The following is a 12691-nucleotide window of genomic DNA, read 5'->3' as shown; positions in this document are numbered from 1 at the left end:
CGGCCATGCCGGGCGCGCCGGACGCGCCGGCCCCGCCGTCGCCGACCAGCCAGCCCCCGGCGCCGCCGTTTGCGCCGGTTCCGGGGGCGCCGTTGGCGCCGTTGCCGACGAGCGGTCGTCCGGTCAGCGCCAGGCTTTGTCCATTGACCACAGCCAGCAGGCTGTCGAGCCGGGCCGACAACCCCAGGACGTCAAGCGGCCACACGTTGAGCGCCTCGGCGGCCGCGTAGGAGCCGGCGCCGATGTTGAGCGCCTGAGCAAACTGCTCCTGGAACGTCGCCGCCTGGGCGTCCACGGCCTGAAAGGCCTCCGCATAGTTTCCGAACAACCGCGCGATCGCCGCCGACACTTCGTCACCGGCCGCCGCCGCGACATATTTGGTGGACGGCGCCCATGCCGCCGTTGCCTGGCTGATCGCTTCCCTGATCCCGGTCAAATCCGCCGACGCCGTGGCGAGGGCCTCGGGTGCTGTGATCAGGAAAGTCGACATCGCGGCTCCCATCGATACAACGGGGCAATTCGAAGCGTCAACTGTATTTCACCCGGTCGGCAAATGTAAGGCCACACGCCATTCATCGGCTCCGCGGATTTGAGCTCGATCCGGCCGGACCGGGTATCGACGGCTAAATTTCTCGTATGCGTGTCGTTCGCTTTATTGGTGTAGTGCTGACGGTGCTCGCGGCGGGGTTCCTCGCGACGTCGCCCGCCGGCGCCCAGCCGCCGTTCCAGCTGACCGATCCCGATCACATCACCGACAACGCCGGGGCGTTGACGGGTCCGGGTCGGGCCGCCGTGAGTTCGGCGATCGACCGCCTCTACCGTGATCGGCACATCCAGCTGTGGGTGGTCTACGTCGACAACTTCAGCCGGTTCAAACCCGAGAACTGGGCCGCGCAAACCCGCACTGCCAGCGGAATGAGCGATCACGACGCGCTGCTCGCCGTGGCCACCAACACCAAGGCGTACACGTTCACCGTCCCGCCGGCGATTCAGGGCCTCACACCCGCCGAGCTGGACAGTGTGCGGACCACACGCATCGAACCGGCGGTGAACGCCAAGGACTGGAGCCTGGCCGCGATCGCCGCGGCCCACGGCTTGGACAAACCGGCGGCCGCGGACAAGCCCGCGAGCTCACCCAAGCGCTCGTGGTTGCCGATCGCGATCGGCGTCCTGGTCGTCGTGCTCGCGGTCGTGGCCGTGGCGTTTTTCCTCAGAGCGCGGCATCGCCGACGCGCGTCGGGGCGCCTCGACGCCGGACATGGGCCGAACGTTGGACACGACGACCCCCTGGCGCAGGCGCTGTCCACCGCGGACGCCCGGGTGCGCCAGATCTCGGACTACGTCGCCCGGCACCGCGAGAGCATCGGCGCCGACGCCCGGGCCCGGCTCGACGAGGCGAAACGGTACTGGTCGGCGGCGCAGGGCACGGCCGCGACGCAAGCCGCCGACGCCATCGCCTACGCCAACCGGGCATCGACGCTGGCGGCTCAAGCGCAATCGCTCGCGAACGCCGACGTGCTGGGGGCCCACCGTGCCGGGCCGCGACGTCGAGCAACACGGTGATCGGCCGGACCGCAAGGGTAGCAATGTGTTTGGCGTCCCGGCCATTACGCGCCGTGCCGGTCGCGCCGCGGCAGGTGGCGCCCGACACGCCGGAGCGCTAGGTTCCCTCAAGTGATGTTCTCTGGCGCCCTCGCGCGGTGGATCTTTGCTCTCCTCACGGTCGCGGCTGCGGTCGGCACGAACTCCCCCGTCGACCCGCCGCGGGTCGGTCCCGGCTCCGAGGTGCGCCTGGTCAGCGAGGCCAACCCGCTCGCCGGGGCGCCGTTCTACGTCAACCCGACGTCGGCCGCCATGCGTGCCGCGCAGAGCGCGGATCCGCCGAGTCCCGAGTTGACCGCCGTCGCCAACACGCCGCAGGCCTACTGGATCGTTCCGGGCTCGTCCGCGGCCACCGTCGCGAAGTACACCGGCGACGCCCAGGCCGCCGGCGCCATCCCGGTTCTCACGCTCTACGGAATCCCGCACCGCGACTGCGGGAGTTTCGCGGCGGGCGGCTTCGGGTCGGCCGGCGAGTACCGCTCGTGGATCGACGGCATTGCGTCCGACATTGGCGGCTCGCGGACGGCGATCATCGTGGAGCCGGATGCCCTTGCCATGGCCGACTGCCTGTCGGGCGATCAGCGTCAGGAACGGTACGACTTGATCCGCTACGCCGTCGACACGCTGTCCCGGGATCCGGCCGCGGCCGTGTACGTCGACGCCGGTCACCTCCGTTGGCACAGCGCCGAAGACATGGCCGCCAGGCTCAACAATGCCGGAGTCGGCCACGCCCGGGGCTTCAGCGTCAACACCGCGAACTTCTTTTCCACCGCCGACGAAATCGGTTACGGCGAGGCGATTTCCGGGCTGACGAACGGTTCGCACTACGTGGTCGACACGTCACGCAACGGCGCCGGACCGGCGCCCGACTCCGACCTCAACTGGTGCAACCCCAGCGGCCGGGCGTTGGGCACCCCACCCACCGCGGCCACCGCGGGGGCGCACGCGGACGCCTACCTGTGGATCAAACGTCCCGGTGAATCCGACGGGACCTGCGGCAAAGGCGATCCCCCGGCGGGCACCTTCGTCAATCAGTACGCCATCGATCTGGCCCGGAGGGCCGGCCAGTAGCGGCGCCTGCACCGGGGGTTGGTGGAACGCGCCATTGGCGCCGATAATGGTTCGGTTCTCCAGGACTCAGCAATCGGCGCTCGTCGGGGTGCCCCGAGTGAAGCAGTAGAGGGGCATGATGATCTCAAAAGTGTTGGTCGCCAACCGCGGCGAAATCGCCATTCGCGCGTTTCGCGCCGCCTACGAACTGGGCATCGGCACCGTTGCGGTGTACGCGCACGAAGACCGCAACTCGCAGCACCGACTCAAGGCCGACGAGTCCTATCAGATCGGTGACGTCGGCCATCCGGTGCGCGCGTACCTGTCGATCGACAACATCGTCGCGACCGCGCGGCGCGCCGGGGCCGACGCCATCTATCCCGGCTACGGGTTCCTGTCCGAGAACCCCGACCTGGCCGCGGCGTGCAAGGCCGCCGGCATCACGTTCGTCGGTCCCAGCGCCGAGGTGCTCGAACTGACCGGGAACAAGTCCCGCGCGATCGCGGCCGCGCGCGAGGCCGGGTTGCCGGTCCTCGAATCGTCGGCGCCGTCCGCTTCGGTCGATGACCTGGTGGCGGCTGCCGGCGGTATGCGTTTTCCGTTGTTCGTCAAGGCAGTTGCCGGCGGGGGAGGGCGGGGGATGCGCCGCGTCGAGGATGTCGACGCCCTGCCCGAGGCGATCGAGGCCGCCAGCCGCGAAGCGGAGTCGGCCTTCGGCGACCCGACCGTGTATCTCGAGCAGGCGGTGCTCAAGCCGCGCCACATCGAGGTGCAGATTCTGGCCGACAACCGGGGCAACGTCATCCACCTCTACGAGCGTGACTGCAGCGTCCAACGACGCCACCAGAAGGTCATCGAGCTGGCGCCCGCGCCGAACCTGAGCCCGGAGCTGCGCGACAAGATCTGCAACGACGCGGCGGCTTTCGCCCGCCACATCGGGTATACCTGCGCGGGCACCGTGGAGTTCCTGCTCGACGCAGACGGCAACTACGTCTTCATCGAGATGAATCCGCGAATCCAGGTGGAGCACACGGTAACCGAGGAGATCACGGACGTCGACCTGGTCTCGAGCCAGCTGCGCATCGCCGCCGGGGAGACGCTCGACGACCTCGGCCTGCGTCAGGAGGACGTGCGCCCGCACGGCGCGGCGCTGCAGTGCCGCATCACCACTGAGGATCCGGCCAACGGCTTCCGGCCCGACACCGGGCGGATCAGCGGCTATCGCACCCCCGGCGGCGCGGGCATCCGGCTGGACGGCAGCACCAACCTCGGCGCCGAGATCGGCGCGCATTTCGACTCCATGTTGGTCAAACTGACCTGCCGCGGCCGTGACTTCGCCACGGCGGTGGCCCGGGCGCGACGGGCCATCGCGGAGTTCCGGATTCGCGGGGTGTCGTCGAACATCCCGTTCCTGCAAGCGGTTCTGGACGACCCCGACTTCCGGGCCGGACGCGTCACCACGTCGTTCATCGACGAACGGCCGCAACTGCTCACCGCGCGCGCCTCGGCCGATCGCGGCACCAAGATCCTGAACTACCTTGCCGATGTCACCGTCAACAAGCCCTACGGAACGCGTCCGTCGACGGTGTACGCGCAGGACAAGTTGCCCGACGTCGACCTGCGCGCGGCGCCGCCGCCCGGGTCCAAACAGCGCCTCGTCGAGTTGGGGCCGGAGGGTTTCGCACGCTGGCTGCGGGAGTCGAAGGCCGTCGGCGTCACCGACACGACGTTCCGCGACGCGCACCAGTCGCTGTTGGCCACCCGCGTGCGCACCAACGGTCTGGTGATGGTGGCGCCCTACCTGGCCCGCACGATGCCGCAGCTGCTGTCGGTCGAGTGCTGGGGCGGCGCGACGTACGACGTGGCGCTGCGCTTCCTGAAGGAGGATCCCTGGGAGCGGCTGGCGGCGTTGCGCGAAGCGATGCCGAACATCTGCCTGCAGATGCTGCTGCGGGGCCGCAACACGGTCGGCTACACGCCGTATCCCGAGCTCGTCACGTCGGCGTTCGTGCAGGAGGCGACGGCTACCGGCATTGACATCTTCCGTATCTTCGACGCGCTGAACAACCTGGAGTCGATGCGGCCCGCCATCGATGCCGTGCGCGAAACAGGTTCTGCCATCGCCGAAGTCGCGATGTGTTACACCGGCGACCTGACCGATCCGGGCGAGCGGCTCTACACGCTGGACTACTACTTGAAATTGGCCGACCAGATCGTGGACGCCGGCGCGCATGTGCTGGCAATCAAGGACATGGCCGGGCTGCTGCGGCCCCAGGCCGCCGAACGGCTCGTCGGTGCGTTGCGCGATCGCTTCGACCTGCCCGTGCACGTGCACACCCACGACACCCCGGGTGGGCAGCTCGCCAGCTACGTCGCGGCGTGGCATGCCGGGGCCGACGCCGTCGACGGCGCCGCCGCGCCGATGGCCGGCACCACCAGCCAGCCCGCGCTGAGCTCGATCGTCGCCGCCGCGGCGCACACCGAGTACGACAGCGGCCTGTCGCTCGGGGCGGTGTGCGCACTCGAGCCCTACTGGGAGGCGCTGCGAAAGGTCTACGGGCCGTTTGAATCCGGGCTCCCCGGGCCGACGGGGCGGGTCTACCATCACGAGATCCCGGGCGGGCAGTTGTCGAACCTGCGGCAGCAGGCGATCGCGCTGGGGCTGGGTGATCGGTTCGAACAGATCGAGGAGGCCTACGCCGGCGCGGACCGCGTGCTGGGCCGGCTGATCAAGGTCACCCCCACGTCGAAGGTGGTCGGCGACCTCGCGCTGGCGCTGGTGGGTGCCGGCGTGAGCGCGGACGAATTCGCCTCCGATCCGGCCCAATTGGACATTCCCGAATCGGTGCTGGGTTTCCTGCGCGGCGAGCTGGGTGATCCGGCGGGCGGTTGGCCCGAGCCGCTGCGCACCGCCGCGCTGGCCGGCCGCGGCCAGGCGAAGCCCACCCAGGAACTGACGCCGGACGACGAGGCCGCCCTGTCGCTGACCGGGCCCAAGCGCCAGGCCACCCTGAATCGATTGCTGTTCCCCGGCCCGACAAGCGAATTCGAGGAGCACCGCGAACTCTACGGCGACACCTCACAGATGTCGGCCAATCAGTTCTTCTACGGCCTGCGCCAGGGCGAGGAGCACCGGGTCAAGCTCGAGCGAGGCGTCGAGCTGTTGATCGGGCTCGAGGCCATCTCCGAACCCGACGAGCGCGGGATGCGGACGGTGATGTGCATCCTCAACGGCCAGCTGCGCCCGGTGCTGGTGCGCGATCGCAGCGTCGCCAGCACGGTCCCGGTCGCCGAGAAGGCGGACCGGACCAATCCGCACCACGTCGCCGCACCGTTCGCCGGGGTCGTCACGGTGACGGTGAGCGAGGGCGACCGGGTGAGCGCCGGCCAGACCATCGCCAATATCGAGGCGATGAAGATGGAGGCCCCGATCACGGCGCCGAACGACGCCACCGTCCAACGGGTTGTAGTGTCGCGCGCCGCTCAGGTCGAGGGCGGAGACCTGCTCGTCGTGCTGAGCTGACCTCCGTCAGCGCTTCGCCTGGTGGTGGCCGATGTTGATGACCTCACCGCGGTTGATGGACACCCAGTCGCGCGCCTCCAGATAGGGCCGGAAGGTTTCGGCGATGCGCTGGGCGTCGGCGGGAGTCTTCGGGCGCTGCAGCTCGTACAGGTGCGGGTATTCGGTCCAGGCGACGACGGCGTCCCACAGCCGCACCGCCGCCTCGCCGGTGGGCGGGTCGATCAGCACCGGCCCGAACAGGCATTGCCCGTCGGGGAAGAACAGCGTCGGCACCCCGTAGCCGCTGGCGTCGACCACCCGTCGGTGATCGGTCAGCACCTCGTCGCTGGTCGTCGGGTCGGCGATCGCCTCGTCGACCAGCCCGGGATCAAAGCCGAGTTCCTCGAGGAGGTGGCGGGCGACGGCCTTCTCGTGCGGCTTGTGCCCCTCTTCGTGCAGGGCGCGCCCGGCGCGCTCGTACCACGCATCGACGTCGGCCATCGAGCGGCGCCGCAGCAGCGCCCCGATGCGCATCATCGACCAGCCGTAGGACCACTCCCGCTCCCACGGGTGCTTCTTGCCCTCCTCCCGGTTGATCTCCTCCAGGCTGAAGAAACGCCAGTTGATCGTGAGGCCGGTCAGGTTGCGCACCTCGCGGATCCACCGTGACGTCTGGTAGGCGTACGGGCACATGACGTCGAAGTGGAAGTCGACGGAAGTCGGGAGGCCGGTCACATCGTGAACCTCAGGCTGCGCGCGGCGCGGTCGCCGAGCTCGTCGTCACCCTTCCAGCTGACGGCGCCGGAGTCGATCTGAGCCTGCGGGTCGATGCGCCCGCAGGCGAGCTGGATGAACGTCGTCGAGTCGGCGCTCAGCGTCACGTCCGGGTTGTCAAGGTGGTCAACCTTTTTAGCCCGGTCGTCGACCGCGACGTGCAACTCGCGCGCTATCGGTCCGGTGAGGTGGAAGGTGATGCTCTTGCCGTCGGGCAGGCCCACCTTCTTGCCGACGATGTAGCCGAGCGAACCCTCGACCTCGGCCAGCGCGATCTCGGCTGCGACGCCCGTGTCGTCGGTCTTGCGCCCGAGCGGCGTGGTGATGTCGCGCTCGTGCACCCAGAAGTCGAAGACCCGGATGTGCAAAAAGCGCCCATAGGTGCCTTTGCCGACCGGGGTCCAGCATGGGCGCTGCAGGTCGGCGTCGGTCAGCGCCTCGAGATCGGCACGCCGACGGTCGTACACCGCGCGCACCACCTCGACGTAGGCCGGCCCATCGACGTCGGCATCTCGCAGGAACTCGGCGGCCTTCTCAAACGGGGGCGGCGTCTGATCGTCCTCGGGCAGCCAGCCGGCCATCACCGCCTCGATGCTGGTGACGTGGTTGACCACGTCGCGCACCGTCCAGTCCGGGCACAGCGACTGCGCCCGCCACTCGTCGTCACTGAGGTCGGCGCACAGTGCCTCCATTGACGAGTAACAGGCCTCGAGAGCTGCGGTGACCCCGCTGCCGGCATGGGATGTTGTCAACGTTCTCTTCTCCTTCGCAGGCGGCCGGTTCCGCCTGCAACGAGGATCGGGCATAATTCCACGGTCGTCAAGTAATGCCCACGACGTACGAAATCGTTTTTCGCGCAGTGTCTTTGACGCACGCGGTGGAGGGCGCTAGCGCTTTGGCCACCAGCTCTTCTCCCGTAGCAGCGTGGCGATCGCGGGAACGGTGAGCGTCCGGACCACGAAAGTGTCGAGCAGTAGTCCGCAGCCGATGATGAATCCGGCCTGGATCATCATGTCCACCGATCCAATCACCAGTCCGAACATGCTCGCGGCGAAGATGAGACCAGCCGAGGTGATCACGGAGCCGGTGCTGGCGACGGTGCGGAGAACACCGACGCGCATGTTGCCCTTCGACTCTTCTCTGAGGCGGGACACGAGCAGCATGTTGTAGTCGGCGCCGACGGCGACCAGCAGGATGAACGCCAACAGGGGCACGGGCCAGGCGATGTCGTGGCCCAGTCCGTACTGGAACACCAACACTCCCAATCCGAGGGCGCCGAGATAGTTCAACACCACGGTGCCCAGCAGGTAGAGCGGTGCGACGACCGAACGCAGTAACAGGACCAGGATGATGCCGACGATGAGCAGGGTGGCGGCGGCGAGACGGCTGGAGTCGACAGACAGCAGGCGTTGAAGGTCGGAGTTGACGGCGGGGAAGCCGACCATCGAGATCGTCGTGTTGGCCAGTGACGTATTGGGTTTGGCGGCGTCAGCCGTCGCCGCGATTCGCTGGTTCAGCGCCATCGCGGCGGCGGAGAACGGATCGTAAGAGGAGGTGATGGCGAGTCGGGCCGTTCGCCCGTCGGCGGATATGAAATGACTTGCCATGCTCGTGAATTGGTGATCGGCGAAGGCGTCTGGGGGTAGGTAGAATCCCGACGCGGCGTCCGATCCCGACGTGGCGCGTGCCGCGCTTTGTAGCTGGGTGGCGACTTTGGCCATACCGGCGAGCTGTTCGAGGTTGCTGTCGGCAAGTGCGTGCACACCGGCGGCAAGCGCGTGGGCGCCCGATGCGAGGCGGCTGACGCCGTCTTGGAGTCGGCGGATGTTTCCGGCGGGATCGGCGGGGTCTCCCGTCGCGGCCAGCGTCTGTTGCATGGTGCGGGTGGCGGTGTTGATGTCGGTCAGCGTGCCGGACAGTGTGGTGTTCTGGCTGAATTGGTCACCCAGGGAACTGATTTGGTCGAAGAATCCGCCGTCGCGCAACTCCAGCAGTACCTGGGTTTCGTCGCGCAGTTGCGCGCATTGTGGCGTCGTGGCACACCAGGGTGAGGAGTTGAGGTTCGCGACCAGGGGCTCGATGGCCGCGATGGCGGCGGCGGCATGCTGGGCCTGTGGCCGTAACCCCGGCCCGCTCCGCAGCGCTTGGTCGACCGCGGGTGCGGCGGTGTTGAGTTGTTGCAGGAGGGGAGCGGCCTCCTGCAGTTGTCGGCCTGTCCGCTGGGCGCGGCCGAGGAGGCCGGTCAGCGGCGCCAGGGCGCGCCGTAGTGTGGTGTCGAGTTGGCTCAACCCGTCGGCGAGTTGGTCGGCGCCACCGGTCAGCTTGGCCAGGTCGTCCTTGTGGGATTGTCCGTCGGCAACCGCGCCGGCCATCTTGTCGCCGATTTGCCCGTTCTGCCAAGACAATTGCGCTTGATCGAGTCGGCTTCCGCCGGGACGGGTCACACCGGAGACCCGGGTGATCCCGGGCAGTTGTGTGATCCGCGACGCGAGTTCGTCGAGGTCGGCGAGGCCTTTTGCGGTGCGCATATCCGTGCCGGATCTGACCAGTAGGAATTCACTGAAGACGCTGTCTTTGGGAAAGTGGCGATTCAACAGCAGGTAACCCTGATTGCTCGCGGTGGTGGTGGGTTGTCCGGCGCGGTCGTCATAGGTGATCCGCATTGTGGCGACGGCCCCGGTCAGGCCGAGCAGCACCACCAGGCTGGCGACCAGCAGCGAAACCGGCCGCCGCACCACGGCCACTGCCACCTTGTTCCAATACCGGCGCGTCAGGTCGTGGCGGGGTTCCGCGATGCCCCGCTTCGCGGCTATCGCCAACAGCGGCGGGAGCAGTGTGACGGTGGCGAGAAACCCGATGAGCACGGCGATCGCGCAGGCGGGGCCAAGGCCCTTGAAGGCGTTGAGGCGGGCGAAGACCATGGCGGCAAAGGCCAAGGCGACGGTGGCCGCCGAGGCCACGATGACGCGCCCGACGCTACCGGTGGCCCGGGTGATGGCCACCTCCGGTGCGACGCCGTTGCGCCGTTGCTCGTGGTAGCGGCTGATGAAAAACACGCTGTAGTCGGTGCCGGCGCCGAGCAGTATGGCGGCAAGGAAGGTGATGGTGAATTGTGAGACCGGAACTCCGAATTCGCCCAGCGCTGACAGCACACCACGGGCGACGGCCACGCTGACACCGATGACCAGTAGTGGCAGCAGCGCGGTGAACACCGACCGGTACACGAGCAGCAAGATGAGTGCGATGAGAGCGGCCGCGACAACCGACACGATGAGCGCGTCGTGCTCACCGGCCGCAATCTGATCACGAAACGTCGTGGCCGGCCCGGTGACGTCCGCCGTCGTCGAGGACCCCGCGAACGCTCGGGCCACGGTTGCGCGCACCGCATCGACCGATTCGGCCGACTTGGGATCACCGAGTGTGCCCGCGATTCCGATCGGAAGGAACCAGGCTTTGCCGTCCTTGCTGACCGCCTGCGCCTCCGTGGTGGCGTCGGCAAGGAGATCCTGTATCAACAGGACATGCGTTTTGTCGGCCCGCAGCGCGCCCACGAGCGCGTTATAGCGTTGGCGTGACGCAGGATTCAGTCCACCCGGATCTTCCATCGCGATGACGATCGTTGTCTTCGCGCCCTGCTCGCCGAAAGCCGCCGCCATGTCATCGGCGGCATGGAATGACGTCGCGTCGTTGGGGATGAGCTGTACCGACTGCTGGCGCACAACAGTCTCGAGTTGCGGGAAGGCCATGGCCAGGACCACCGCCACGCCGATCCACCCACCGATCACCAATGCCTTATGTCGCATGGCAAATCCACCCAACTTCGCAAGGCGGTGGCTGTACTCGCCGGCGCGCTTGTCGTCCCGGTCGCTGCCGCACAGCTTCCGTCGTCGCAGCGATCCGACGCATCCGGCCAATCCCCGCATCCTCGCCCCCTCGACACTGGTGAAGAGCTTCACCAAAATATGATTGGTGATACTCTTCACCAAAGTGGGTGGGTGGCGCAAGTTCTGCCGAAACTGGGAGGTCCGACGCTTCGATGGCCATGCATCGCGGGCTCACCGCTGAGCAACGGCGCGAGCAGCGCCGCCGACAGCTCATCGAGGCGGCACTCGATACCATCGCCGAGCACGGGGTAAGCAACCTGCGCGTTCGGGCTGTCAGCACCCGCGCGCGACTCAACGACCGCTACTTCTATGAGAGTTTCGCGGACTGCCACGAGCTGCTCCTCGCCACGTTCGACGACCAATTCGGTCGCGTATTGACGGGAATCATGGCAACACTTGCCGACTCTCCCCGCGATCTGCGATTGCGAGTACGGGCCATCATCGTGTTCGCGTTGGAATTCATCGACGACGACCCACGCCGATCGCGGCTGTTGGTCGAGCTGCAGACGGCGGAAGCCCTCGCCGGCCGCCGCCACGACATGATCAGCGTGCTGACTCAGCTCATGGTCGCGCAGGTACGCGAGCTCCTCGGCCACGAGGCGGGAGCCGAGGGCACCATCATGCTGACAGCGCTGACGGTGGTAAGTGGGCTCCTCGAGGTGGCCGCACAGTGGTATCGACACCAGATCGACGTCGGCCGATCGGAATTCATCGACTTCACGACCGCTCTGGTCGTGACCACAACGGATATCCCGGGCGCGCTCGCACGCCGGCTCGAACCACCTGAAGGTGCTGAGCTGTAGGGATGCTGTTGACTTGTGCGGCTTCAACGAAGATGTTGGAGCCGTGGATCGGGGACAGCGGCGGCGGGTCGTTGCAGCATTTCTTGCTGTCGGCTGGCTCGTCTACGGCCTCGGCCCGATGCTGTTGGGCTGGTGGCTGTTCGGCAGAAGCGGACTCGTGGTCGGCATCGTCGTGGGACTGGTTCTTTCGCTCGGCGTCCTGACGGCGGTCGGGCTCTTCTGGGCCATGATGCACGACAGCGATCAGTAATCAGGGCGCGGGCACATGCGTCAGCGGCTCGGAGGTCTCCACGACTTGGTGGTAGCCAATCTCCGACCAGGCCGAAAAGCCTGGCCCGTCGCCGCGGACGGATAGCGTGTCGTCGATCAACAGCCACATGAAGTTGTCCAGGAAGGCGCCGGCGGGCTGGCGGGGCCAGGCGAAGACGCCGGACGCCCGGCCGCCGAATTTCACATCACCGCAGTGAAAATCGAGATCGACGCGCCAATGCGGACAGCTCTCCGGCGTCGGCGGGCGCGGCACGGATGGCACATGGAAGAGCGAACTGATGGTGGCCTTTATCGGCCGGGCGTTGTCATGACCGAGTTTGGCGAATTCCGCCGCCGCCTCGCCGGCGCACAGGCGCAACACGTCGTCGTCCGTGGGCTCGCCAGACGCCGTGCGGAAGACCTCCACCCACGCCGAGTGGCCTTCGTCGTCTTGGATGGAAGCCCTGATGAAATAGCGGCGCGGTAGCGTCGGATCGATTGACCACCAGTCACATTCGTAGCCGTGAGCCGGCTCGGCGATGAATGCGTCGAGCTCAGAACTGCCGCAATAGCTGCCGTCGCTGACGTTGCAGTCCTCGCCGAGAAGCGACCACCGCCTTCTTGATTCGGCCGCGTCGTTATCGGCATCGCGGAGTTCCTCCAGCGACGCACGGGTGCGCCGATGCGCGTACTCACGCGCCAGTTCTGGAGTCAAGAATCCGTCGATCCGCTCGGCCCGGCCGCTGGTGTCTGCCATTCGCACGACCCTCACCGCACACGAGGCATCGTTCGCCGCGCTCGAATCGTCATCAGCGGTCATGGGTTTC

General features: G+C 67.4%; 9 protein-coding genes and 2 pseudogenes. 5 read left to right on the top strand and 6 right to left on the bottom strand.

Features of this window, described 5'->3' with window-relative positions; all coding sequences use genetic code 11:
* Both GPY60_RS27705 and GPY60_RS27700 read right to left on the bottom strand, forming a co-directional pair.
* A pseudogene (locus GPY60_RS27705) lies at positions 1–151 on the bottom strand (PE family protein); the annotation flags it as partial.
* 114 nt (positions 152–265) lie between these two features.
* Positions 266–490, bottom strand: a pseudogene (locus GPY60_RS27700) (PE family protein); the annotation flags it as partial.
* A 146-nt stretch (positions 491–636) separates the two neighbouring features.
* On the opposite strand from GPY60_RS27700, the gene GPY60_RS09840 reads away from it, so the two are divergent.
* The 3 genes from GPY60_RS09840 to GPY60_RS09830 all read left to right on the top strand — a co-directional run bounded on the left by GPY60_RS09840 (position 637) and on the right by GPY60_RS09830 (position 6175).
* On the top strand, positions 637–1563 hold the full coding sequence (locus tag GPY60_RS09840) for a TPM domain-containing protein (RefSeq protein WP_156687464.1): 927 nt from the start codon (positions 637–639) through the stop codon (positions 1561–1563).
* A gap of 114 nt (positions 1564–1677) precedes the next feature.
* Positions 1678–2673 carry a glycoside hydrolase family 6 protein gene (locus GPY60_RS09835; RefSeq protein WP_156687463.1) on the top strand — a complete coding sequence of 332 codons (996 nt, stop codon included), beginning with the start codon at positions 1678–1680 and terminating at the stop codon, positions 2671–2673.
* Positions 2674–2791: 118 nt separating this feature from the next.
* Positions 2792–6175, top strand: a complete 3384-nt coding sequence (locus GPY60_RS09830; protein ID WP_156687478.1) for a pyruvate carboxylase — start codon at positions 2792–2794, stop codon at positions 6173–6175.
* A gap of 6 nt (positions 6176–6181) precedes the next feature.
* On the opposite strand, the gene GPY60_RS09825 is transcribed toward GPY60_RS09830, so the two are convergent.
* The 3 genes from GPY60_RS09825 to GPY60_RS09815 form a co-directional block, all read right to left on the bottom strand.
* Positions 6182–6889 carry a mycothiol-dependent nitroreductase Rv2466c family protein gene (locus GPY60_RS09825; RefSeq protein ID WP_156687462.1) on the bottom strand — a complete coding sequence of 236 codons (708 nt, stop codon included), beginning with the start codon at positions 6887–6889 and terminating at the stop codon, positions 6182–6184.
* Positions 6886–7680, bottom strand: a complete 795-nt coding sequence (locus GPY60_RS09820) for a maleylpyruvate isomerase family mycothiol-dependent enzyme (RefSeq protein WP_231639529.1) — start codon at positions 7678–7680, stop codon at positions 6886–6888. The genes GPY60_RS09825 and GPY60_RS09820 overlap by 4 nt, the downstream gene beginning before the upstream one ends.
* A 135-nt stretch (positions 7681–7815) precedes the next feature.
* Complete coding sequence (locus tag GPY60_RS09815; RefSeq protein WP_231639539.1) at positions 7816–10731, bottom strand: MMPL/RND family transporter; 2916 nt, start codon at positions 10729–10731, stop codon at positions 7816–7818.
* 233 nt (positions 10732–10964) lie between these two features.
* On the opposite strand from GPY60_RS09815, the gene GPY60_RS09810 reads away from it, so the two are divergent.
* Together GPY60_RS09810 and GPY60_RS09805 are read left to right on the top strand one after the other, a co-directional pair.
* A complete protein-coding gene (locus tag GPY60_RS09810) occupies positions 10965–11615 on the top strand; it encodes a TetR/AcrR family transcriptional regulator (protein WP_156687476.1) in 651 nt (216 codons plus the stop codon).
* A 13-nt stretch (positions 11616–11628) separates the two neighbouring features.
* Positions 11629–11865 (top strand): hypothetical protein, encoded by a 237-nt coding sequence (locus GPY60_RS09805; protein ID WP_197283615.1) that lies wholly within the window; start codon positions 11629–11631, stop codon positions 11863–11865.
* Here the strand turns inward: GPY60_RS09805 and GPY60_RS09800 are convergent, their stop codons facing one another.
* Positions 11866–12684, bottom strand: coding sequence for a hypothetical protein (locus GPY60_RS09800; protein ID WP_156687459.1), 819 nt, complete (start codon positions 12682–12684; stop codon positions 11866–11868).
* Positions 12685–12691: the final 7 nt, after the last annotated feature.

This window comes from Mycobacterium sp. Marseille-P9652 (genome assembly GCF_902652685.1).
Lineage (GTDB): Bacteria > Actinomycetota > Actinomycetes > Mycobacteriales > Mycobacteriaceae > Mycobacterium.
This window is presented reverse-complemented; position numbering and strand designations above follow the sequence as displayed.